This is a genomic window from Ochrobactrum sp. S1502_03, assembly GCF_044435015.1.
In the GTDB taxonomy this organism is placed as follows: Bacteria; Pseudomonadota; Alphaproteobacteria; order Rhizobiales; family Rhizobiaceae; genus Brucella; species Brucella chromiisoli.
Genome location: NZ_JAYEXN010000029.1, coordinates 18,541 through 40,032, shown reverse-complemented (window position 1 = coordinate 40,032; position 21,492 = coordinate 18,541). Strand labels below are relative to the sequence as shown.

The following is a 21,492-nucleotide window of genomic DNA, read 5'->3' as shown; positions in this document are numbered from 1 at the left end:
ATTTAAAGTTACGGGCCCGCGCACGCTAAACCTTGCAACCTAAAGGAGGGGTACTTTTTGGACGCCGATAAGGGGTCCCGTTTAAACGCCGATTGACAATAATGAGAATCGAAAGCCCGTTCGAATCTGTTTGGTGATAGGACTTGTCTTTAGATTTAGCTCTTTTGATTGCAGCATCTGTCAACATTTTCGGCCCTCGTGACGTATACACATTAAGGCGCCGCGATATACGCTTTTCTCCGATCGCGTATACACATTATATACGCTTTTTGACTGGCTTGCCGGATACGTACATGGAAGGACGCAGAGAGATAATCAGCGTAAAAGCCCGTAATTGCAAGGTATTTTTGATGGATCTGGAATTTCAGGGAAGGGGAAATGGCGGAGGGGGTGGGATTCGAACCCACGGTACAGTCTCCTGCACGCCGGTTTTCAAGACCGGTGCCTTAAACCGCTCGGCCACCCCTCCAAGTATTTGCAATGGTTGTACTTTTCTCGGTTTCAGAAAAGCCTCAAATCAGTGATTGCTACCGATTTGCTACCCATTCACTCAGCGAGTGACTTCTTAGCAGCTTTTATAGCGGCGTCAACTTGTTCTACAGCATTTGCCTGCATTCCCAGCATGACATGTGAATAAAGGTCAAGCGTGATGCCGATTGTGGAATATCCGAGCCCTTCACTGGCAATCTTTGGATGAACGCCAGCGGCCAAAAGCTGGGTTGCATGAGAGTATCGCAGATCGTGAAACCGGATGCGCAGAAGCGAAGCCTTTGCGACAAGCCTAACCCAAGGGGCAAAACCGCTCCGCTTAAGCCGGGCTGCAAGTTCAATTGCTTCTGTCACCGATCCGAAGACCCAGCAGGACCGCGAAATAACCGATGACAATACTGAGAACCAAATAAGCGAGTGCGGATACCAGTCCCGCCGTTGATCCAGACATAAGAACGTAAGCGCCGTAGACAAAGCTGGAAAACGTGGAAAGCCCACCCATCATGCCCGTAGCGACCAGTGTATTGACCTCTGAGCTGAGAGTGCCTTTTTTATAAAGCCCAGTGGCCAGGCCAAGCAAAAATGATGCGACAATATTCGCGACTAAAATTGACACCGGAATACCATCGGATAGAGCCGGTACACCTAGCATCAGAAACTCACGAAGCATGGCACCTATCGCGCCACCGACAAAGACGAGTATGATTGTATTAATCATTGTTCTTCCCTCATCCTATCCAGCTTGCTAACAACGCGCCAAATGCGGCTGCCGATAATCCGACGAGAACCGATCCCACCAAATAAGCGATTGCCAAGCCACGATTATGATCGCGAGCCAGCTTGACCGCATCAAGCTGCATTGAGCTGAATGTGGTGTAACCGCCGAGGATACCGGTCAAGATGCCAGATTTTAATACATCTCCAAAGCGATCGTACCATTCCACTGAGAACAGCACCGATAAAAAGCCAATAACGAAAGCACCGCTCACATTGATTAGAAATGTTCCGAGGGGAAATTTGCCATTGTAGCTTTCGCCAACCAATTTGCCGACCCACCAGCGAAACAGCGAGCCTAGTCCACCGCCCAAACCGACCCATAGAATGTCTAATGGCTGCATTCACTTCCCCGGAAAAGCATCAACTTTCATACCCACCATCTGTAGATTGAAAAAAGACGGTCGCACAAGCAGAATAGTAAGTGAAGAGGTTGCAACCCGGTTGCTACCATTTTGCTACCCAACTCGGTAGCAAGATCGAAGACAGGGCAGGACAAAAGCGGATAATGACCGCGACAAGGCTATATGTTCTGGGAGTTTGAATATGGAGGAATAAAAGGGCGTACGGCTATAACCGTATTTCAAGACCCGCGCCTTAAACCGCTCGGCCCTTTTCCGCGTCTGCATGAAACAGATTTGAGTGCCTCGTTATCGTTATCAAACAGCAGCGTCAATCTGCCACTTGCAGTCATTCGCCAGAAAATGACTCAATACCTTGCTCTTCGAATGAATGAAGCTTAAATTTGAGTAAATAAATCATAAAGAAAAGGGAACCAATGAGCTTGGAATCAGTAAAAGCTTTTTTTGCGAATAAGGCACCAGAAATCCAAGTGATTGAACTGCCAACCAGCACCGCGACTGTCGCACTCGCTGCGGAAGCACATGGTGTGGAGCCGGGGCAGATCGCAAAAACGCTCTCGTTTTCGACAAAAGACAAAACTATCCTTATCGTTACCCGCGGAGATGCGCGTATCGATAATCGCAAATTCAAGGACCAGTTCGGAACCAAGCCACGCATGTTGGACGCTGAAACTGTGCTGATAGAAACCAGCCATCCGGTTGGAGGTGTCTGCCCTTTCGGATTGCCACGGGAAATGCCGGTTTATTGCGATTTATCGCTCAAAAATTTTGATGAAGTTGTTCCCGCTGCCGGGGCAACCAACAGTGCCGTCAGGATATCCCCTCTCAAAATAGCCGAGCTTGTTTCAGCCGAATGGGTAGACGTCTGCCAATGATGAAACGCCGACATCGAAAATGTCGGCATCAAAATGGCGTAATGAAATGTTTTTTGCCCTTTAAAGGTGATAAAGCACTTCATATATTTTAAGAATAGTTCTAAAGTGGATTCGAGGCAAATGCATTCGCTTGGCGCATATCCCAGAAATTCCGGGCATCCGGGCGGGATTGTGGCTTAACCAAAAGCAGAGTTTTCCGATTGAGACATCAATATGGAACACTTGAGGATGCGTTGAAAGGAATAGTTGATGCGTCTTACTCGTCAGACAAATTATGCCATTCGCATGCTTATGTATTGCGCTGCCAACGAAGGCAAATTGAGCCGCGTTCCAGAAATCGCCCGTGCTTACGGCGTTTCGGAATTGTTTCTCTTCAAGATTTTGCAACCGCTTGTCGAGAACAAGCTGGTGGAAACAGTGCGCGGCCGCAATGGCGGTGTACGTCTGGGGCGTGAGGCGAAGGATATTTCTCTGTTCGATGTCGTGCGCGTCACAGAAGAAAATTTTGCGATGGCAGAATGCTTTGAAAACGATGCCGCGGAGTGCCCACTCGTGGATAGCTGTGGTCTTAATTCTGCATTGCGTGAAGCATTGAATGCTTTCTTTGGCGTGCTGATGAAGTACAGCATAGACGATCTGGTCAAAGCGCGCCCGAATGTCCGCGCTCTGCTCGGTCTTGATGAAGACCTTGAGACTGCCGAGCGGATTGCGAGCTAAACGCTCAAAATGACGACATAAAAAGCTGAAAATCATCATGGTTTTCAGCTTTTTTGTTGGAAAACGTTTTATATGGTCGCCGAATAGGCCGATTGCGGCAGCACGAACGGAACACCCTTCACAGGCGGAACGCCAACGCGCAGCGAACATTCATAAACGCGCTCCAATCGATCATCGGTCAAAGCCTGCTGCGGTGTATCAATCGTATCGAGCGTGCCCTTATGCATGACTGCAATGCTGTCTGCAAACATGGCAGTCAGATTGAGATCGTGGAGAATGGCGATAACGCCGCCGCCAGACGCTGCAAATTCACGAGCGATCTCCATCACTGTGATCTGATGCTTTATATCAAGACTCGAAATCGGCTCGTCCAGAAACAGATAGCGTGGTTTTCCGTCCACAACCGGTTTCCAGACCTGACACAATACGCGTGCAAGCTGTACGCGCTGTTGTTCTCCCCCCGAAAGCTCCTGATAAAGCCTGCCGCTAAAGCCTGAAAGATCAACCTTTTGCAAGGCAAGATCAGGCAACCTCTCCTGCTCGGCGCCGCTCACGCCACTGAAACCACCCGTCAATCCGATATGCACAATCTCACGCACAGTAAAAGGAAATGATAATGCACTGGCCTGCGGGAGCACGGCGCGGCGTGCTGCCATGCGCCATGGCTTGATTTTGGAAAAATCCTCGCCGTCAAGAAAGGCGGAGCCTGTATAGGGCAGATCACCTGAGAGCGCACGCAACAGCGTAGTTTTACCGGAGCCATTGGGGCCGACGATAGCTGTCACCGCCCCCGGATGAGCAACAAAATTGATATTTTCGATAATTTTCTTGCTGCCGATGGAAACGCTTAAATTTTTAGTCTCAATCATATCAGGGCCTCACAGATCCAGAACGCCGCGCTGACGCAGCAATATCCAGAGGAAAAATGGTGCGCCACATACGGCTGTAATGATACCAATCGGCAATTCGGCAGGCGCAACAATCGTACGGCTCACAGCATCTGCCAGCAGCAGCAGGATCGCGCCTAAAAGTGCCGATGCGGGCAATAGATAACGGTGATCCGGCCCGATGCTCAGACGCAGCATATGGGGAACAACAATGCCGACAAAACCAATACCACCCGATATGGCGACTGTTGCACCCGTTGCAGCGGCAACCGTCACAATCGCGACATTCTTGATGCGCTGAACCGGAATTCCAAGGTGACCGGCAGCCGCCTCCCCCAGTGCCAGCGCGTTAAGTCCACGCGCAAGAAACGGCGTTGCAACAAGCACAACCGCAATAATAGGGCCGGCAGTGCCAATTTTACCCCATGTCGCACCAGCCAGTGAACCAAGCCCCCAGAACGTTAGATCGCGTAACTGGCGATCATCGGAAATGTAAATAAGTGCGCCTGTGGCAGCACCGGCCAGCGCGCCGAGCGCGATGCCAGCAAGCAACATGGTCGCGACGGATGTGCGCCCGCGCCGGGTCGCGACACGATATAAAAGTAGCGTACTGGCAAGCCCTCCAACAAATGCCGCCATGGGGAGCGCATAAAGACCAAGAAGAAGGTAAAGCGGCGCAAGCATTGTTCCGCCAAGCACGATCATCGATACAGCGCCAAGACTGGCACCGGCAGAAACACCGACGAGACCGGGATCCGCAAGGGGATTGCGGAATAAACCCTGCATAACGGCACCAGAAACAGCAAGTCCCGCCCCGACCAGCATTCCCATGAGGATACGTGGCAGACGTATTTCCATGATGATCATATGATCGCGCCGGAATGCTTCAATGCTTTCGGGCGCACCATAAACAAGAGCATGAAGAACAGTCATAACGGAGGCATCAGAAGCCCCGGCGCTCAGGCTGAAAAGTGCTGTCAGGCAAAGCACGATCGCCAGACCAATAATTGCCAGACGCGCGCGCGTGGAGCGATCCCCAGCAGAGCTGTTTCTGGTTTGATCACGCATAGCAAAGCCTCCGGCCTGTGCGGTGCGGTCTTGGCTGGTCATTTCAATGTGTCCTTGTTGCGCGGTTCTGCGACATGCCTGCAAATGCTTGCGCAAAGCAGGCATAGTTCTCATTGGGCTGCGTGATTGCCATAAAGCTTTTCGGATAATTCACGGCTGGCAGCACCGGTGCGCGGACCAAAGCCAAGCAGATAGAGCGAATCCATCTGGACAATATTACCGCTGCGCCCCGCTGGAGAATTGGCCAGAGCCGGATTCTTCAGAAGGTCATCCTTCTGAACGCTGTCCTTGCCAATACCCATGGTCAGAATCATATCCGGCGCGGCCTTCTCGATGGCTTCATCCGTCAGTTGCTTATAACCCGGATAGGCATCGATAGCATTCACTCCTCCTGCAAGCGTGATAATGCCATTGGCACCTGTGCCGGTGCCGGAGGCTGTAATGCGTCCATCCTGAACGGACATGATGAAAAGCACACGCTTGCGCGGACTCTGACTGGCAGAGATTTTTTCTGCAACTCTGAGATCACGCGCCACATCGTCCGCAAGCGCCTTGGCCTTATCTTCAAGACCCAGAGCCTTGCCGACGATTTCAATCTTGGTGAGCACGCCTTCGCCCGTATGATCATCTGGAATGATGACAATAGGAACGGACGCTTTCTTAAGCACTTCAAGCGTTTCCGGCGGGCCGCTGCCTTCCGAGAGCAGGATACCGGTCGGATTAACCGAAAGAACGCCTTCTGGTGACAAACGGCGCATATAGCCTACATCGACCAACGCGCTTGCCTGTTCAGGATAAGTGCTGGTCTGGTCGCGTGCAACGAGCCTATCGCCTGCGCCAAGCGCATAAACGATTTCCGTTACAGCACCACCGACAGAAACAAGCCGTGACGTATCGGGGATTTTCTCAACTGTATCAGCCTTCGCAATGCCGCCAAATGCAACCGAAGCGGCCATGAAGACCAAGGCCGCGCAGCGCCTGATATTTGATGAAACAATTGCCATGTTTTTATCCTTCGAGTGCATTCCGAAAATGGCAGCCACTTTCGGAATGCACATCAAAACAAAGATCTGGATCACGCTTGATTTATGCAGCGCTTGACTGCTGCAGACGCGGCAGATTTTCAGCAATCATGCGCCAGTCGGCAAGCTCGGCTTCGCCTTCATGACGTTCACCGAAGAACTGAATAATCATTTCACCATTGGAATCATAAGCTTCAAGCGAAGTGATGTGACCATCTTTCGTCGGCTTGCGAACGACCCAGGCATCCGCAATATGGTCAGCGCGCAGATGCAGATGGAATGTCGGATCAAGGACGTTGAGCCATGGGCCCATCGTCTTGATTTCGGCAATCGTTCCGGTGTGAATCTGGATGCAACCACGGCTTCCGACAAAGCACATAATTGGAATCTGCTCCTGAACCACGTGGTTCATCATGGCTTCAACTGCCGACAGATCAACACGCCATGCAAAATCCTGCCCGGCAAGATGAACGGCCTGAAGACGATCGACGCCAAAATCTTTCAAAAGCCCGACAAACTGGTGAACATCGGTCAATGCACCCCAGCGTTCACGGAATGCCTCGCCATCAACGCTTGCAACATCCGTCTTATCTGCCTTTGCCGGAACAGGCTTTGTTTCAATCGAAGGCGTCTGCTCTTCCAGCAACAATTCAGAAACGAGCTGTTCGTAAGCTTCGAGATTGGAAGCGGGACGAAGATGAATTTTGTGGACGGCCTCACCGAATGCGTCAAAAAACTGAAGGCTGCGACGAACATGCTCGCCATCCACTTTTGCAACGGCAAAGCCATGGACCCAATACTTCGGGAAAATACGAAGATCGATTTCCTTGCCCAGTGTCAGTGACGCGTGCGGCCCCCAGATCGTCTTTTCAAACGGCCCGATTTTTTCATGAACAGCGCTTTCATTGCGCGTCAACACCATGACTTCGCCAAGCGAAGGCGCATGTTTGAGCAAAGTTTCGAGATCTGCGCGGATGCGGCGAGCCGAAATCGCACTGTCTGCCTGGGCACCGGTGTGAGCCGCAATAAAGTCTGCTTCTGATACCCCGAGGCTTTGTGCAAAATCGCGTTCGCGCATTTTCGGGTTATCTGCCCGTGCCTTGAGAATCTGCTCTGGGGAGGGCTTGGTCTGGGTCGTCATCTTTTGCTGCCTATTTATTGAGGATGAGCTTGCCTTGACGGGTAATTTTTAAACGATAGAGAGAGCCGCCGTGCTCTATCGCCACTTCGCGGGAGCCATTGAAGAGCTCACGACTGCCATAGGTTTTGAGCCGTGGCTCATAAGCCTGTTCAGAGATTTCTGATTGAGCTGATCCGGCCGCATCCAGATGCGGCTGAATTTCGTTCACGCGGTTGTAAACGCGCTCACGCGGTAACCGCACCTGCATGTCGATATGGATTCGCCTGTTCATTTTACTGCCCCTGCACCAGCTGTGGCCGTTTCGCTAACCGACTAAAACACCAACAAATCATTAGTTGACATGTTAAGTCATGTTTAATATTCACTGCCTTACTAGATTAAACGAGTCAAGTTTAAATCTCGCTTTTTCCAGAGCAAGCCCGAAGGTTTTCCTTCCAGCCAGCGCCGACACTCTCTTTATCAAGAGAGTTTATAACCTATTGAGAAACTTAAATTTCTCACCTCCGAGGGGGCGTGGGAATTTTGCTTTGTCCTTCAGGAGAAATCAGGCAATGCGGGCAATTAACGGGGCACAAAAGCGGTCATTTCTGGCAAGCACAGGTCTCGCTGTCATTCTTATGGCAATCCCTCAGAGTGCTTTCGCGCAGCAACAGAGTGCAGTGAAAGAGACTGACGGCATAGAGCTGAACACAATCACTATTCAAAAAGCCACTGGGGCACAGAATTCAGCTGCTTCTGCAAACAAAGAAATCATTAAGCGCGACACGATTGAGCGTTTTGGCACTACCAAACTCGACGATGTCCTGCGCGGAACAACACCCGGCGTGTTCACATCGATCAACGCATCGAACCCAGGCGTTGCCGTCAATATTCGTGGGTTCGAGGGCTCTGGCCGCGTAAACATGCTGATTGACGGTGTTCCACAGAACTATCGTAATTCTGATCACAGCTCTGCTGGTTACTCTTACATCGACGCAAACTTGCTTGCTGACATTGATATTCAACGCGGCGCAATAACGACTGAGCAGGGCGGAGCGCTGGCAGGTAGCGTTAACTTCCGTACACTTGGTGTCGATGATATTATTCTTGACGGCAAAGAAAAAGGCGTACTCGGCCGCGCATCATGGGGCAGCAACGGAACTGGCTTTTCAGAAATGCTTGCTGGCGCTGCGCGTGTCAACTCGCTGGGTATTGCCGCAGCAATCAGCCGCCGCGATTCAAAAGACTATAAAAATGGCGATGGTGATACTGTCGACAAAACGGGGCAGGAACTAACCTCCGGACTTTTCAAGGCTGAATTTGGCTTTGGTGAAAACCAGAATCTGACGCTGGGCGGCATTCTTTATAACAATCACTATGGTACATCTCAGGCTGGTTACGGCGGCGGAGCAACCATTTACGATATGTTTGTCCAGAACAGGACGTTCTTCGCGCAATATAATTACAATCCTAGCGATAACGATCTGCTTAACCTAAACGTAAACCTTTATCATAACACAACTCTCCAGAACTGGGGAGAAGGCAGCGGCAGCTTCACGGGCCGCCAAGTCGCGGTCAAAACCACAGGTATGACTGCTTCAAATACGTCACAATTTTCTTTTGGCGATGTTTCAGTTCGCTGGAAAAATGGCCTTGAGCTTAATCATGACAACGCGAGTGGTAACAGTGTTGGTGTGAACCCAGCCGATGCAAACTCGGATAAAGTTGCGGTCTTTACCGAAGCTACGTGGACGTATAATGCGCTTCAGGTAATTACCGGGCTTCGTTACGATCACTTCAAACTGAAAAGTGAAGATGATGGTATCTCGAACAGCGACGGCGAACTCAGCCCGAAAGTCACCGTTGCATATAATGTTACCGACTGGCTCCAGCCTTACGTGACCTATTCCCATTCGATGCGCACACCAACCCTACAGGAAACATTCTTAGGCGGTGTTGCACATGCTGGTGTTGGTTCGATGAAAGGCAATCCAAATCTGCGCCCAGAAAAACAGCGTGGATGGGAGTTCGGTGTTAACGTCTCTCAAGATGGTATTTTTACGGCCGAAGACGGCCTGCGCATCAAAGCAAATTATTACACGATGCGCGTGGAAGACTATATAACGCTCGCAGCTGATTATACTAAGTTTGCGAACGTTGAAGGCACATCGACAGTGAAGGGGTTTGAACTCGATGCGCGTTATGATGCAGGCTTCGCCTTTGCAGGCATTGCATACACACACACCAAGTCTGAACTGCCTGAACAAAACTACCTAGGCGGCAATCAGTACCTTCCTGAAGATATTGTGAGCGTCACTGGCGGTGCGCGCTTCTTTGATCGGAAACTCGAAGCAGGAACGCGCATTCAGCACGTATCAAGCGGGAAAATGCTTGGTGGCGGGGAAAGCGATGCTTACACGCTCGTTGATCTGTTTGCGAAATATAAGTTCACCGATACGTTGGATGCGTCCATCCAGGTCCTGAATGTGGCCGATAAAGCCTACACACCGGCACTCAGCATCTATGGTAGTGGGCGCGGCCGGACATTCCTCGTCTCGACACAGTTCCAGTTCTAAAATGTTCAGGAGGCCCTCGCCTCCTGAACATGAATCATCGCGCCTGCGAAGTCCACTCACCTCTGACCGCTGTCGTGGGCTTCGATCCCAAGCTGCGATGCGGCGAGTGCGGAACATACTGCCGCACTCGCCGGAAATGGCTTCGAAAACCGGTTCCCACTTTTCGGAATATTCTCTAGCCAGTCCCTCTTAGAAAGAAAGGATCAGCAATGTTTATAGCCATGAACCGTTTCAAGGTTCTCATCGGCAAAGAAGCCGAGTTCGAAACCGCCTGGAAAAATCGCGATGCCCAGCTTGCCGAGCTTCCAGGCTTTGAAAGCTTCCATCTTCTGCGCGGTGCGACCAGTGAAGAAGAAGGCTATACGCTTTATTCTTCCCATACAGTCTGGCGCACGCGGGATGATTTCACCTTCTGGACGAAATCCGAGCAGTTCCGCAATGCGCATCGCAACGCCGGTGACCGCAAGTCACTCTATGCCGGCCCGCCGCAATTTGAGGGATTCGAGGCGATTGAAGGGATTTGATCCTTTCATCCCGGTGTTTTCCACATCGTGCGGCGAAATGGCGCATAAAACAGAGGCGGCGTAAAAATTGCGCCGTTTTCACTCATGTAAAATACCAAATCATGTTTAAAGATCGGTACTTAACTCACAATTAGAATGATTCTAACTTATTGATTTTTAGAACATTTCCAAAACATAAAATTTGACAGAAAGCCCACAGACCCGTCATAACCTGACTGAAATGGGTGGGTTTATAAAGACTTGCTCAAGTTTACCTTTGATGTTCGGGCCTTTAACCCCTGCGATTGGAGGAACCTTTGTTTGGTTCAGAATGGCGACTTGTCAATATTGAAGTAAAAACACACGCCTTCCGTGGTAGTTTTTGTGTAAAAATAAATAACGAACAAAGCGCACCCTCCAGAATTGTGAATTCTATACAATCACAGCGCATTGCAGATACTGGAGTTTACTACTTATGTTAGTCTGCAGCTGCAATGTTATTACCGATAAAGACATCGAAGCTGTCGTTATAGAGCTTCTGGATGAGGATTGCTGGCGATTAATCGTCCCCGGAACTGTTTATAATGCCATGTCCAAGAGCGGCCGTTGCTGTGGCTGCTTCCCAAACGTCGTAGAAACGATCATAAGGGTGACTGAAGAATATCATCTTCGTCACAACCAAATGGACGAAAACGTGATCCAGTTCATGGATCGTGTGCGTTCTCTACGAGACAAATTCGGGAGTTCTTGGAATGAAAGGCGAACCAAAGGTCATAGAGCGGCTTAACGAGGCACTGTTTCTCGAACTAGGCGCTGTTAACCAGTACTGGTTGCACTATCGTCTGCTTAACGATTGGGGTTTCACGCGTCTTGCGAACAAAGAGCGTGCGGAATCCATCGAAGAAATGCAGCATGCGGATAAGATCATCGACCGCATCATCTTCCTTGAAGGCCATCCAAACCTGCAGACGGTCGCTCCGCTGCGCATCGGTCAGACTGTTAAGGAAGTTCTCGAAGCCGATCTGGCTGGGGAATATGATGCACGCACGTCGTACAAAAAGTCCCGCGAAATCTGCGATGAGCTTGGCGATTATGTTTCCAAGCAGCTTTTTGACGAGCTTCTGGCTGACGAAGAAGGTCACATCGACTTCCTCGAAACACAGCTTGAACTGCTTGGTAAGATTGGCGAAGAACGCTATGGCCTGCTCAATGCAGCGCCTGCTGATGCAGCAGAATAAATTCATCCGTTGAAAAAAGGGCGCTTCAAGCGCCCTTTTTTATTTGTTTAGAGCGCGTTTCGATCTGATTGAATCAGACCTGCGCTCTAAACGTTTTTAATTGAAGCGGAATCTTATCGATCCGCGTTTCACTCCGACAGGACTTATGCTTTATTGCGGCAGCTTGTCATCAACGCCTTCGACGTAGAAGTTCAGACCAAGCAAGGTTGCATCATCAGCCTGTTCGCCTTCCTTCAGCCAGACAGAGCCGTCCTGCTTCTTGATAGGGCCGGTGAACGGTTTAAATTCACCCGACTTGATCTTGGCTTCAGTTTCTTCCGCCATTTTCTTCACGTCATCTGGCATGTTGGTGTAAGGCGCCATCTTAACGAGGCCTTCCTTCATTCCCCACCAGATGTTCTGGCTTTCCCATTTACCATCAAGAACAGCCTTGGCGCGGTCGATGTAGTATGGGCCCCAATCGTCAACGATTGCAGTCAGCTGGGTTTCAGGACCGAACTTGATCATGTCGGATGCCTGACCGAATGCCTTGATGCCGCGCTCATGCGCAACCTGGATAGGCGCGGTCGAGTCGGTATGCTGCGTCAGAATATCGACGCCCTGATCGACCAGCGCCTTGGCGGCGTCAGCTTCCTTGCCCGGATCAAACCATGAATTGACCCAGATGACCTTAACCTTGAAATCAGGATTGACGGACTGTGCGCCGAGGATGAACGAGTTGATGCCCTGCACAACTTCCGGCACCGGTACCGAGGCAATATAGCCTGCAACACCCTTTTCCGACAGCTTGGCTGCGATCTGCCCCTGAATATAGCGGCCTTCATAGAAGCGCGCATTGTAAGCCGAAACATTGTCCGCGGTCTTGTAACCGGTCGCATGTTCAAACTTCACATCCGGATATTTGGCAGCAACCTTGATGGTTGGGTCCATATAGCCGAAAGAGGTCGTGAAGATCAGCTTGTTGCCCGCGCGTGCAAGACGCTCGATCGAACGCTCGGCATCCGCACCTTCCGGCACGTTTTCGAGGAAGGTCGTTTCAACCTTGTCACCAAGAGCTTTGACCATTTCCTTGCGGGCGACATCGTGCTGATACGTCCAGCCAAAATCTCCGGGAGGTCCGATATAGATAAAGCCGACTTTCAGCTTGTCTTCTGCATGTGCCGCTCCGCCAAGCATAAAACTGGCTGCGGTGGCAATCGCCAACAGCGTTTTTTTCATGTTCCCTGCACTCCTTGTTAGTACCCTCAAAACAAAACGGCAGGCCGTGGGAGCCGGACTGCCGTTCAAACGCATAATCACCTGTCCGGCACGAAAGGTTTGCCAAGCGACGCTGGCGTGTTCATCATCGTCAGGCGCCGGTTGCGTGAGATGATCACCAGCACCACGATCGTCGCGATGTAAGGCAAGGCCGATAAAAACTGCGATGGCAGGCCAAAGCCAAGCGCCTGAGCATGAAGCTGGCCAATGGTGACGGCACCAAACAGATAGGCACCGATCAAAACGCGCCACGGCCGCCATGAAGCGAACACGACAAGCGCGAGCGCAATCCAGCCACGGCCAGCCGACATATTCTCAACCCATTGCGGCACATAGACCAGCGAAAGCTGCGCGCCGGCAAGTCCCGCACAGGCACCGCCAAACAGCACGGCGAGATAGCGCGTGCGCACCACATGCACACCCAGCGCATGAGCCGAGCCGTGATTGTCACCAATTGCACGCAATTGCAGCCCTGCACGCGTGCGGAACAAAAACCACGTCACGCCAATGACAAGCAAAATGGAGATATAGAAGATCGGGTCCTGACCAAACAGAAAGCGACCGACATAGGGAATATCACTAAGATACGGAATGCTGATCGCATCAAGCCGCACGCCAGGCATGCCGACAAAGCTTTCGCCCAGCATGGCAGACGCGCCAATACCAAGAATGGTCAGCGCCAGCCCCGTTGCGACCTGATTGGTCACAAGCGTCAGCGTCAGAAATGCGAAAATGCCAGAAAACGCCATCCCGACAAAAATAGCGGCGAGCATGCCAAGCCATGCCGAGCCGGTGAACTGAGCCGCCGCAAAGCCGGAGACTGCGCCCATCAACATCATGCCTTCGACGCCAAGGTTGAGCACGCCGGAGCGCTCAACCACCAGTTCACCAAGGGCAGCGATGAGCAATGGTGTGGCAGCGGTTGCGATGGTAAGGAGGATAGCCTGTGTCAAATCCATTGATCACACCTTTCCTGCTGCGCGTCCCGCCACAAAGCGGATGCGATAGTGAATGAGTGTGTCACATGCGAGCACGAAAAACAGGATCATACCCTGAAAGACCCGTGCTGACTTTTCCGATATGCCGATGGCAACCTGCGCAGCTTCGCCGCCAAGATAGGAAAGTGCCAGTACAAAGCCTGCTGCAATCGCGCCAATCGGATTAAGCCTGCCAAGGAAGGCGACAATAATCGCTGTAAAGCCGTATCCGGGTGAAATCACAGGACGAAGCTGACCAATCGCGCCGGAAGTTTCCGCGATGCCAGCAAGACCGGCCAATGCGCCAGACAATGCAAACACGAAAAATACGAGTTTGCCGGAACTGAAACCTGCAAAGCGCCCTGCCCTTGGGCTTTGTCCGATAACCTTCACCTCAAAGCCTTTGAGTGTTTTGGCGAGCAAAAACCACACGATAATCGCGGCGACAATTGCGAAGATAAAGCCCCAATGCGCGCGCCCCGATGCGCTCCATATTTCCGGCAGCACGGCACTCGCATTAAATTGCCGTGTTTCAGGAAAATTATAGCCTTCCGGGTTGCGCCAAGGGCCGCGCACCAGCCAGTCGAGGAACAATTGCGCGACATACACCAGCATCAAACTGGTGAGAATCTCATTGGTGTTGAAGCGGACTTTTAACAATGCCGGAATGGATGCATAGGCAGCACCGCCCGCCATCCCCATCAGCATCATCAGCGGCAATACGATCCATAGCTGCAATTGAGGAAACATCACCGGCAGAATTGAGCCCGTAATAGCTCCGATGATAAATTGACCTTCTGCGCCGATATTCCAATTATTGGAAAGAAAGCAAACACACAGCCCGACCGCAATCAGGATAAGCGGCGTCGCCTTGACCAGAAGCTCATGCCAAGACCACACATCGAGCAACGGTTCAACGAAGAACACATAAAGCGCCTGAAACGGGTCTTTGCCCATCAGCGCAAAGGCAAGACCACCGAAAACCATCGTGAGCGCTAGTGCGAGCAGCGGTGAAACAGCGCTAAAAAGCTTTGACGGCTGTGGACGCTTAACAAGTTCAATCCGCATCATGCTGCTCCCGCCTGATCCGAGCCGGAAACGCCCCCCATCAGAAGGCCGATTTTTTCCAGTGTTACGTCCGCGATAGCCATCGGTTCGGAAAGTGCACCGTGATTCATGACCGCGATACGGTCACTAATTTCAAGCAGCTCATCAAGGTCCTGACTGATAACAAGCACAGCAGAACCGGAACGCGCCAGATCAAGCAAAGCCTGACGGATATGGGCTGCAGCGCCCGCATCCACGCCCCATGTCGGCTGGTTGACAATCATCACCGATGGAGAACGATCCAGCTCGCGGCCAATGATGAATTTCTGAAGATTGCCGCCTGATAAAGCTGAAGCTGCTGGGTTTTCAGCACTTTTGCGCACATCCATCGTCTCGATGATCCGCTTTGCGGCTGAGCGCAAGGCGCTTTCAGCAATCAGCTTCAGCTTGCCACCGCGCAAAAATACCTTCGCGTCAGTCTTATAACGCGAGAGAAACAGATTATCAGTCAGCGGCAGGGATGGCACAGCACCATGTCCCAACCGTTCTTCAGGCACAAATGCAGCGCCCATCAAGCGACGCTCATTGATGCCAAGCCTGCCTGCATCCTTACCGCAAATACGCACAGCCGATGCCGACGACTGGAGAAACTCGCCCGAAACCGCTTCAAAAAACTCACCCTGTCCATTGCCTGCCACACCTGCGATACCGACAACTTCACCCGCTTTCACCGAAAGAGAAATATTGTCTAGAGCGGTTGAAAACGGTCCGCGCGGCGCCTGCGACAACGATTTAATCTCAAGCAACGGTATGGACGCATTTTCAATGGCGTCAATCGGGCGGCGCGCCACAACCTTGATGTCGTTACCAACCATCATACGCGCCAGCGAGGCGGCTGTTTCCTGCCTTGGATCACAATGCGCAACCACCTTGCCGTGGCGCAACACCGTGGCGCGATCACAAAGGCGCTTCACCTCTTCCAGTCGATGGCTGATATAAAGGATTGACTTGCCTTCTGACTTGAGACGCTCCAGCGTTTCAAACAGGCGATCCGCCTCCTGCGGCGTCAGCACCGAGGTCGGCTCATCAAGAATGATCAGATCGGGCTCTTGCAGGAGACAACGCACAATCTCAATACGCTGACGCTCACCAACGGACAAATCACCAACATGCGCCTGCGGATCAATTGGCAATCCATAGGCCTTTCCAACGTCGTGCGCACGCTTTGCCACTTCCGATAATGGCAAGGAACCATCCAGTGAAAGGGCAATATTCTCGGCAGCAGTGAGCGAATCAAACAACGAAAAATGCTGGAAAACCATACCAATGCCCAGCTTTCTTGCTGTGGCGGGTTCGCTAATCGTTACGCGCTCGCCCTTCCAGACGATTTCGCCTTCCAGCGGCTGGAGCGCGCCGAACAACATCTTGACGAAGGTGGATTTCCCAGCCCCGTTTTCACCCAGAAGCGCATGTATTTCGCCTTCAGCAATGACGAGATCGACCGCATCGCAGGCTCTGAGCTGACCAAATACTTTTGTGAGCCGGCGGACATCAAGAAGAGGCCGGTCGGTTAAAGGCACTGACATTGTCTTTTTGTAGTTCCCCGAACTTATTTTTGAATGACCTTATCCAGCCGGACCGCAATTGGGAAGCCAAAAAGAAAATGGCGGAGCACATATGCACACCGCCGTTATATGCTTGCATCTATCCGATACTATGGGAGCAAGATGCTGGCGCCCGTTGTCTTGCGCGCTTCCAGATCTTCATGCGCTTTACGCACATCTTTCAGTGCATAGGACTGATTGATTTCGATCCTAACAGCACCACTTGAAACCACATCAAACAGATCGCTCGCCGTTTTTTCAAGATCAGCGCGCTTGGCAACATAGTTGAACAAGGTTGGGCGGGTCACAAAAAGCGATCCCTTCTGCGCCAGAAGACCAAGATCAAATGGCGGAATAACACCCGAGGACTGACCAAAACAGGCGAACATGCCAAGCGGTTTCAACACATCAAGCGAGCCCATATAGGTGTCACGACCCACGGAGTCATAAACAACGTCCACGCCCTCGCCGCCGGTCAATTCCCTGACACGTTCTACAAAGTTTTCTGTGCGGTAATTGATGACATGATCATAGCCATGCACCTTGGCGAGAGCGATCTTTTCTTCCGATCCAGCCGTGCCGATAACAGTTGCGCCAAGATGCTTGGCCCATTGCCCGGCAATCAGCCCGACGCCGCCTGCTGCCGCATGAAACAGGATTGTATGGCCAGGCTTTACAGCGAACGTCTGGCGCAAAAGATATCGCGCCGTCATGCCCTTGAGCATCATAGCAGCAGCAGTTTTCAGTTCGATATTGTCTGGAACCTTGACGAGGCGATCTGCGGACAAGATGCGCTCATCCGCATAAGACCCCGGTGTCGCAGCATATGCAACCCGGTCGCCAACTTTGAGCGTATCAACGCCGGAGCCAACAGCAACCACAATGCCTGCACCTTCGTTGCCGGGCGTGAAGGGCATCTGGGCGGCCTTATAAAGTCCGGTACGGAAATAGACGTCAATGAAATTCAGGCCAATCGCCTCATGGCGCACCTTTGCCTCACCCGGTCCCGGCTCGCCAATTTCGATCTGCTCATATTGCAAAACCTCAGGGCCACCTGTCTGGTGTACACGAATTGCATTGATCATCATGCTTCTCCGGCGCTGGTTTTCTTTGTATTTTCGGCCTGCTCAGCGGCAATAATCGCAGCAGTTCGTCCCAGATTGGGAAAGAACTGCATGATAGCGCCGATGAAATAAATATATAGCCCGGTCACTGTAATGCCGACGCGCACCCATAGCGGCGCATCCAGCATGTAATAAAGCCCCGCAGCACCAAATGCACACCACAGCAAAAAGACAGTGAGGTTGAGTGGGCGCAGCCGCGCAACACGCACCGGGTGCAGGAAGTTGATTGGCAGGAATGACAAAACAGCCGAAACGACGACAATGGCAAAGGCTTCCCATTCGCCTGGGCGAACAATAAAGAGCGTAAACACCACCATATTCCAGACAACCGGGAAGCCTTTGAAGAAGTTTTCCTTGGTTTTCATACCGGTGTCAGCATAGTAAATCGCGCTCGAGACAACGATAATCGCACCGGATATGAAGGACAGGTTCGTCCCCATAAAACCGCTCTGATAAAGTGCGAAGGCAGGTATCAGCACGTAGGTCACATAGTCGATGATGTTATCAAGCAACTCACCCGACCAGTTGGGCAGCACATATTTGACTTCAAGCTTGCGTGCGATGGGACCATCGATACCATCGACAAAGAGCGCCAGCCCCAGCCACCACCACATCGCGGTGTAGCGACCGTCACTTGCCGCAACAATAGACAGAAACGCCAGAAACGAACCGGACGCTGTGAGCAGGTGAACAGAAAATGCCTTGGCCTGCGGGGCTGTCACTTTCTTGGCTTTGAGTTTTCCGGTCAGTTTGCTTTTCACGCCGTTTGCCATTTCTCTTGATCGCCGCCTTCAATCTTCCAACAAGGCGTGAGGCAGCAGATAAGACTTCCAACGCGAGTGATCGGCGGAAGCCATGTTGTTGCATAAAGCTTTCCCCGAATAAGGCAAAAAGAGCAAGTAAGTCGTGAGACAAAACCGCCCTCATTCCACCAAAGAATGGGTTTTCACTTATGCAACAATGGCCTTTGCCCCTCGTTTGCGATTAAATGCGCTAAAACACGATGCGATAAGAATCGCTTTGGGCCTGAGTTTCTGGTCAAGGATAGAGCATTATGAATGACGTGGTTGTAGAAAAGCCCCTTACCGAAATCGTCATCAGCGGTGGTGGACCAGCCGGGATGATGGCAGCGCTTGCGCTCAGTGCGAAAGGCTACCGGACAGTTTTACTTGGGCCTGAAACAGACAAGGGTGATCGTCGCACCACAGCCCTCATGATGCCTGCCATTCGCTTTCTGGAAGATATTAACGTCTGGAAAGACATTGCGTCAAAAGCAGCCCCCCTTGCCTCCATGCGTATTGTCGATGCAACGACCCGGCTGATCCGCAGCCCCGCCGTGACTTTCCGCGCCGGTGAAATCGGTGAAATCGCCTTTGGTTATAACATTCCCAATGCAGCCCTGAACCAGAAGCTTGCGGAAGCGGTCGATAACAATCCCGCAATCAAACGCATTACCCAGCCTGCAATCGAATATCGCAACAATGGCGATCACATCACCATCACGCTTGCAGACGGTGATACAGTGCATACCCGTCTGGTCGTGGCGGCTGATGGGCGCAATTCGATGGCACGGGAAGCAGCCAGCATTCGCACCCGCCGCTGGGGCTATCCGCAAACCGCGGTTGTGCTTTCTTTTACACATGAGATCGAGCACCAGAATATCTCGACGGAGTTTCATACCGAAGAAGGCCCGTTTACGCAGGTGCCACTTCAGGGAAAACGCTCAAGCTTGGTCTGGGTGGTCAATCCGGGGCGTGCAGAAACTCTGATGGCACTCGATGATGAAACGCTTGGACAGCGCATCGAAAACATGATGCAGTCCATGCTTGGCAAGGTAACGATTGATATTCGTCCGCAAGCATGGCCACTTTCGGGAATGGTACCTGTTTCATTTGCGTCTAAGCGCACCATTCTCATTGGCGAGGCGGCGCATGTGTTTCCGCCGATCGGTGCGCAGGGGCTGAACCTTGGCACACGCGATGTCGAAACACTCGTCAATGCCATCGCACATGATCCCTCCGATCCCGGTTCAGATCGGGTGATCCGCGCCTATGATCGTGGTCGCCGCCCAGACATTCTGATGCGCACAGGATCAGTAGACGCACTCAACCGCTCGCTCCTGTCATCCATGCTACCAGCGCAGATTGCCCGCAATATCGGTTTGGAAATGCTGCGCTCGTTTGCGCCGTTACGGGCCTTTTTCATGCGCGAAGGTCTGCGTCCCGGCAGCGGCATTTCTCAGCTTTTGCCAAGGCTGCCAAAGATCTCCAATCGCACAAAAAGCATGGCAAAATAGTCAGCCATCTCAATAAGCGAACCTGAAACCTCCCGCAGCTTTAATTTAGCGCGCGGTGAACTACATATGTCTTATGAGCATAGCACAGATAAAGCACGCGAAGTTTCAAATCGGACAGGTGGTCCAGCATCGGCTGTTTCCTTTCCGCGGCATCATTTTTGATGTTGATCCGGAGTTTGCGAACACGGAGGAATGGTATGAATCCATTCCCGAAGAAACACGACCGCGCCGCGATCAGCCATTTTATCATTTGTTGGCGGAAAACTCAGAAGCCGAATATGTCGCCTATGTGTCCGAGCAGAACCTGATACCGGATTTGAGCGATGAACCGCTTCGCCACCCGATGATAGTGGATCTTTTCGACAAGCTTGAAAATGGGACGTATCGCGTGAAGCTGCACGCCAATTAGAGCATTCCCTGTCGAGATTGAATCATTGGAAATGCTCTAACTGTTTGTTTTCACGCATTGTTCAACGCAAAATCGCTACGTACTTTTGCTGGAAATGCTCTAAATTTCTTTGAAAATAGTAAGCCAGCAAAAAGGGCGCTATAAGCGCCCTTTTTATAGTTTATCAGCTTCGAGCAGTTTAGTTTGCTGCGCCTTTGGCTTTGTCCTGCTCAGCCTTCATCTTTTCTTCGAATTCCTTCTGGCGCTTTGCAACAGCGTCCTGAAGTTCCTTCTGGCGTTCTTCAAGTTCAGACTGCTTGAGGCCCGGACCGGTCAGCGCTGCCGAGAAACCAGTCAGTGCAACCGGAATCGGGTTCTGCTTGTTCTGGTAGTTGACTGACGTCAGCGTAACCTTGCCGCCCTTTTTGAGCGCATTGATCAGATCGTCGGAAAGCGGAGCTTCCGCAATGCAGCGATCCGGGAAGCAGATGCCGTATTCAAGCTTGGTTGGCTTGTTGTTGTCGATCTGCAAACCAACGCCGGCTGGGATCAGACGACCGATTGGAACAGTGACCTGAAAAATCTTACGATTAATCTTGCCCTTGATTTCGATGAGGTTGACGGCTGTCAAAAGCTGGCCTGAATCAGCGGTAACAATATTCTGCGTGTTGCAGATATCATTGTCTTCCTGCTTCGAGCACACTTTGAACCAGCCCTGTGGTGGCTGCTGCTGTGCGGCTGCAGGCATCGTCGCAGAAGCAAGCAGGGCGAACGCGCCAGCAAATGCAGATGCGGCAGCGATTGTCTTTGTGCTGGTCATGATCAACAGTTTCCTTCCAAGGCTTTGATCTTCCGTCTCTGGTTTGAGTCAGCGATAGACCGTCACTGATTTGAAAATGCGGCAACAGCGTGACCTTTGAGATTTATCATCCCAATCCGCGGTGGTGTTACAACGACTTCTTATTTTAATCCAGATGGTCACATACATTCGATGGACAGAATCGGCCATATTTTTTGTTTTATTCTGCACTGTCGCACACCGGACACGCTCTTAAGACACATAAGCTATCGGTTCATGCTAATTTCGCCACACGAATCGATATTTAAGACCTCTCGCTTATTTACAGTGAACCACTTAAGTTAAACGAGGACGCGAGAAAGTTGACTG

At 51.5% G+C, this 21,492-nt stretch carries 23 protein-coding genes and 1 tRNA gene; 8 read left to right on the top strand and 16 right to left on the bottom strand.

Annotated elements, in window-relative coordinates:
* Window positions 1–379 precede the first annotated feature (379 nt).
* From VBH83_RS15465 to crcB, 4 genes are all read right to left on the bottom strand, one after another.
* Window positions 380–469 (bottom strand) — tRNA-Ser (locus VBH83_RS15465).
* 77 nt (window positions 470–546) lie between these two features.
* Window positions 547–843 carry a tyrosine-type recombinase/integrase gene (locus tag VBH83_RS15460; RefSeq protein WP_396998510.1) on the bottom strand — a complete coding sequence of 99 codons (297 nt, stop codon included), beginning with the start codon at window positions 841–843 and terminating at the stop codon, window positions 547–549.
* Complete coding sequence (locus tag VBH83_RS15455) at window positions 827–1,207, bottom strand: CrcB family protein (RefSeq protein ID WP_265983955.1); 381 nt, start codon at window positions 1,205–1,207, stop codon at window positions 827–829. The genes VBH83_RS15460 and VBH83_RS15455 overlap by 17 nt, the downstream gene beginning before the upstream one ends.
* Window positions 1,208–1,217: 10 nt before the next feature.
* The gene (gene crcB, locus VBH83_RS15450) at window positions 1,218–1,607 is read right to left on the bottom strand and encodes a fluoride efflux transporter CrcB (RefSeq protein ID WP_265983954.1); all 390 of its coding nucleotides are present in this window, start codon (window positions 1,605–1,607) and stop codon (window positions 1,218–1,220) included.
* 434 nt (window positions 1,608–2,041) lie between these two features.
* Between crcB and VBH83_RS15445 the strand changes: the two genes are divergently transcribed.
* Entirely contained in the window at window positions 2,042–2,500 is a 459-nt protein-coding gene (locus tag VBH83_RS15445; RefSeq protein ID WP_265983953.1) for a YbaK/EbsC family protein, read from the top strand.
* Window positions 2,501–2,749: 249 nt separating this feature from the next.
* A complete protein-coding gene (gene rirA, locus VBH83_RS15440) occupies window positions 2,750–3,217 on the top strand; it encodes an iron-responsive transcriptional regulator RirA (protein ID WP_265983952.1) in 468 nt (155 codons plus the stop codon).
* Window positions 3,218–3,285: 68 nt separating this feature from the next.
* Here the strand turns inward: rirA and VBH83_RS15435 are convergent, their stop codons facing one another.
* The 5 genes from VBH83_RS15435 to hemP all read right to left on the bottom strand — a co-directional run bounded on the left by VBH83_RS15435 (window position 3,286) and on the right by hemP (window position 7,606).
* A complete protein-coding gene (locus VBH83_RS15435; protein WP_265983951.1) occupies window positions 3,286–4,086 on the bottom strand; it encodes a heme ABC transporter ATP-binding protein in 801 nt (266 codons plus the stop codon).
* Window positions 4,087–4,095: 9 nt separating this feature from the next.
* Window positions 4,096–5,214, bottom strand: a complete 1,119-nt coding sequence (locus tag VBH83_RS15430; protein ID WP_396998507.1) for a FecCD family ABC transporter permease — start codon at window positions 5,212–5,214, stop codon at window positions 4,096–4,098.
* A gap of 68 nt (window positions 5,215–5,282) precedes the next feature.
* The gene (locus VBH83_RS15425) at window positions 5,283–6,176 is read right to left on the bottom strand and encodes a hemin ABC transporter substrate-binding protein (protein ID WP_265983950.1); all 894 of its coding nucleotides are present in this window, start codon (window positions 6,174–6,176) and stop codon (window positions 5,283–5,285) included.
* 82 nt (window positions 6,177–6,258) lie between these two features.
* Entirely contained in the window at window positions 6,259–7,335 is a 1,077-nt protein-coding gene (locus VBH83_RS15420) for a hemin-degrading factor (RefSeq protein ID WP_265983949.1), read from the bottom strand.
* Window positions 7,336–7,345: 10 nt separating this feature from the next.
* Entirely contained in the window at window positions 7,346–7,606 is a 261-nt protein-coding gene (hemP, locus tag VBH83_RS15415; RefSeq protein WP_265983948.1) for a hemin uptake protein HemP, read from the bottom strand.
* A 280-nt stretch (window positions 7,607–7,886) separates the two neighbouring features.
* Between hemP and VBH83_RS15410 the strand changes: the two genes are divergently transcribed.
* The 4 genes from VBH83_RS15410 to bfr all read left to right on the top strand — a co-directional run bounded on the left by VBH83_RS15410 (window position 7,887) and on the right by bfr (window position 11,631).
* Window positions 7,887–9,890 (top strand): TonB-dependent receptor domain-containing protein, encoded by a 2,004-nt coding sequence (locus VBH83_RS15410; RefSeq protein WP_265983947.1) that lies wholly within the window; start codon window positions 7,887–7,889, stop codon window positions 9,888–9,890.
* Window positions 9,891–10,099: 209 nt separating this feature from the next.
* Entirely contained in the window at window positions 10,100–10,414 is a 315-nt protein-coding gene (locus tag VBH83_RS15405; RefSeq protein WP_265983946.1) for an antibiotic biosynthesis monooxygenase, read from the top strand.
* A 454-nt stretch (window positions 10,415–10,868) separates the two neighbouring features.
* Window positions 10,869–11,180: a bacterioferritin-associated ferredoxin gene (locus tag VBH83_RS15400; RefSeq protein ID WP_265983945.1), complete on the top strand. Its 312-nt coding sequence runs from the start codon at window positions 10,869–10,871 to the stop codon at window positions 11,178–11,180.
* Window positions 11,146–11,631, top strand: coding sequence for a bacterioferritin (gene bfr, locus VBH83_RS15395; protein ID WP_265983944.1), 486 nt, complete (start codon window positions 11,146–11,148; stop codon window positions 11,629–11,631). Before VBH83_RS15400 ends, bfr begins: the two co-directional genes overlap by 35 nt.
* Before the next feature lie 150 nt (window positions 11,632–11,781).
* Here bfr and VBH83_RS15390 read toward each other — a convergent pair whose 3' ends face one another.
* The 6 genes from VBH83_RS15390 to pcsA form a co-directional block, all read right to left on the bottom strand.
* Entirely contained in the window at window positions 11,782–12,849 is a 1,068-nt protein-coding gene (locus tag VBH83_RS15390) for a BMP family ABC transporter substrate-binding protein (protein WP_265983943.1), read from the bottom strand.
* A 77-nt stretch (window positions 12,850–12,926) separates the two neighbouring features.
* On the bottom strand, window positions 12,927–13,847 hold the full coding sequence (locus VBH83_RS15385) for an ABC transporter permease (protein ID WP_265983942.1): 921 nt from the start codon (window positions 13,845–13,847) through the stop codon (window positions 12,927–12,929).
* Window positions 13,848–13,850: 3 nt separating this feature from the next.
* Window positions 13,851–14,933 carry an ABC transporter permease gene (locus VBH83_RS15380; RefSeq protein WP_265984463.1) on the bottom strand — a complete coding sequence of 361 codons (1,083 nt, stop codon included), beginning with the start codon at window positions 14,931–14,933 and terminating at the stop codon, window positions 13,851–13,853.
* The gene (locus VBH83_RS15375; protein ID WP_396998502.1) at window positions 14,933–16,498 is read right to left on the bottom strand and encodes an ABC transporter ATP-binding protein; all 1,566 of its coding nucleotides are present in this window, start codon (window positions 16,496–16,498) and stop codon (window positions 14,933–14,935) included. The genes VBH83_RS15380 and VBH83_RS15375 overlap by 1 nt, the downstream gene beginning before the upstream one ends.
* A gap of 128 nt (window positions 16,499–16,626) precedes the next feature.
* Window positions 16,627–17,601: a quinone oxidoreductase gene (locus VBH83_RS15370; RefSeq protein ID WP_265984462.1), complete on the bottom strand. Its 975-nt coding sequence runs from the start codon at window positions 17,599–17,601 to the stop codon at window positions 16,627–16,629.
* Complete coding sequence (gene pcsA, locus VBH83_RS15365) at window positions 17,601–18,413, bottom strand: phosphatidylcholine synthase (protein ID WP_265983940.1); 813 nt, start codon at window positions 18,411–18,413, stop codon at window positions 17,601–17,603. The genes VBH83_RS15370 and pcsA overlap by 1 nt, the downstream gene beginning before the upstream one ends.
* 281 nt (window positions 18,414–18,694) lie before the next feature.
* Here pcsA and VBH83_RS15360 point away from each other — a divergent pair, with 281 nt between their 5' ends.
* Entirely contained in the window at window positions 18,695–19,936 is a 1,242-nt protein-coding gene (locus tag VBH83_RS15360; protein WP_265983939.1) for a UbiH/UbiF family hydroxylase, read from the top strand.
* Window positions 19,937–20,009: 73 nt separating this feature from the next.
* Window positions 20,010–20,345: a heat shock protein HspQ gene (gene hspQ, locus VBH83_RS15355; protein WP_396998500.1), complete on the top strand. Its 336-nt coding sequence runs from the start codon at window positions 20,010–20,012 to the stop codon at window positions 20,343–20,345.
* A 178-nt stretch (window positions 20,346–20,523) separates the two neighbouring features.
* On the opposite strand, the gene VBH83_RS15350 is transcribed toward hspQ, so the two are convergent.
* Entirely contained in the window at window positions 20,524–21,144 is a 621-nt protein-coding gene (locus tag VBH83_RS15350; protein ID WP_396998498.1) for an invasion associated locus B family protein, read from the bottom strand.
* Between the last annotated feature and the right edge of the window lie 348 nt (window positions 21,145–21,492).

What these genes read in the sequence shown, in the direction of transcription:
- VBH83_RS15380 (WP_265984463.1), bottom strand. Translation starts at nt 14,933, where the DNA reads ATGCGGATTGAACTTGTTAAGCGTCCACAGCCGTCAAAGCTTTTTAGC.
- VBH83_RS15425 (WP_265983950.1), bottom strand. Translation starts at nt 6,176, where the DNA reads ATGGCAATTGTTTCATCAAATATCAGGCGCTGCGCGGCCTTGGTCTTC.
- VBH83_RS15405 (WP_265983946.1), top strand. Translation starts at nt 10,100, where the DNA reads ATGTTTATAGCCATGAACCGTTTCAAGGTTCTCATCGGCAAAGAAGCC.
- VBH83_RS15430 (WP_396998507.1), bottom strand. Translation starts at nt 5,214, where the DNA reads ATGACCAGCCAAGACCGCACCGCACAGGCCGGAGGCTTTGCTATGCGT.
- VBH83_RS15445 (WP_265983953.1), top strand. Translation starts at nt 2,042, where the DNA reads ATGAGCTTGGAATCAGTAAAAGCTTTTTTTGCGAATAAGGCACCAGAA.
- VBH83_RS15420 (WP_265983949.1), bottom strand. Translation starts at nt 7,335, where the DNA reads ATGACGACCCAGACCAAGCCCTCCCCAGAGCAGATTCTCAAGGCACGG.
- VBH83_RS15400 (WP_265983945.1), top strand. Translation starts at nt 10,869, where the DNA reads ATGTTAGTCTGCAGCTGCAATGTTATTACCGATAAAGACATCGAAGCT.
- VBH83_RS15350 (WP_396998498.1), bottom strand. Translation starts at nt 21,144, where the DNA reads ATGACCAGCACAAAGACAATCGCTGCCGCATCTGCATTTGCTGGCGCG.
- VBH83_RS15370 (WP_265984462.1), bottom strand. Translation starts at nt 17,601, where the DNA reads ATGATCAATGCAATTCGTGTACACCAGACAGGTGGCCCTGAGGTTTTG.
- VBH83_RS15410 (WP_265983947.1), top strand. Translation starts at nt 7,887, where the DNA reads ATGCGGGCAATTAACGGGGCACAAAAGCGGTCATTTCTGGCAAGCACA.
- rirA (WP_265983952.1), top strand. Translation starts at nt 2,750, where the DNA reads ATGCGTCTTACTCGTCAGACAAATTATGCCATTCGCATGCTTATGTAT.
- VBH83_RS15360 (WP_265983939.1), top strand. Translation starts at nt 18,695, where the DNA reads ATGAATGACGTGGTTGTAGAAAAGCCCCTTACCGAAATCGTCATCAGC.
- hspQ (WP_396998500.1), top strand. Translation starts at nt 20,010, where the DNA reads ATGAGCATAGCACAGATAAAGCACGCGAAGTTTCAAATCGGACAGGTG.
- VBH83_RS15455 (WP_265983955.1), bottom strand. Translation starts at nt 1,207, where the DNA reads ATGATTAATACAATCATACTCGTCTTTGTCGGTGGCGCGATAGGTGCC.
- hemP (WP_265983948.1), bottom strand. Translation starts at nt 7,606, where the DNA reads ATGAACAGGCGAATCCATATCGACATGCAGGTGCGGTTACCGCGTGAG.
- pcsA (WP_265983940.1), bottom strand. Translation starts at nt 18,413, where the DNA reads ATGGCAAACGGCGTGAAAAGCAAACTGACCGGAAAACTCAAAGCCAAG.
- VBH83_RS15390 (WP_265983943.1), bottom strand. Translation starts at nt 12,849, where the DNA reads ATGAAAAAAACGCTGTTGGCGATTGCCACCGCAGCCAGTTTTATGCTT.
- VBH83_RS15375 (WP_396998502.1), bottom strand. Translation starts at nt 16,498, where the DNA reads ATGTCAGTGCCTTTAACCGACCGGCCTCTTCTTGATGTCCGCCGGCTC.
- crcB (WP_265983954.1), bottom strand. Translation starts at nt 1,607, where the DNA reads ATGCAGCCATTAGACATTCTATGGGTCGGTTTGGGCGGTGGACTAGGC.
- VBH83_RS15435 (WP_265983951.1), bottom strand. Translation starts at nt 4,086, where the DNA reads ATGATTGAGACTAAAAATTTAAGCGTTTCCATCGGCAGCAAGAAAATT.
- bfr (WP_265983944.1), top strand. Translation starts at nt 11,146, where the DNA reads ATGAAAGGCGAACCAAAGGTCATAGAGCGGCTTAACGAGGCACTGTTT.
- VBH83_RS15385 (WP_265983942.1), bottom strand. Translation starts at nt 13,847, where the DNA reads ATGGATTTGACACAGGCTATCCTCCTTACCATCGCAACCGCTGCCACA.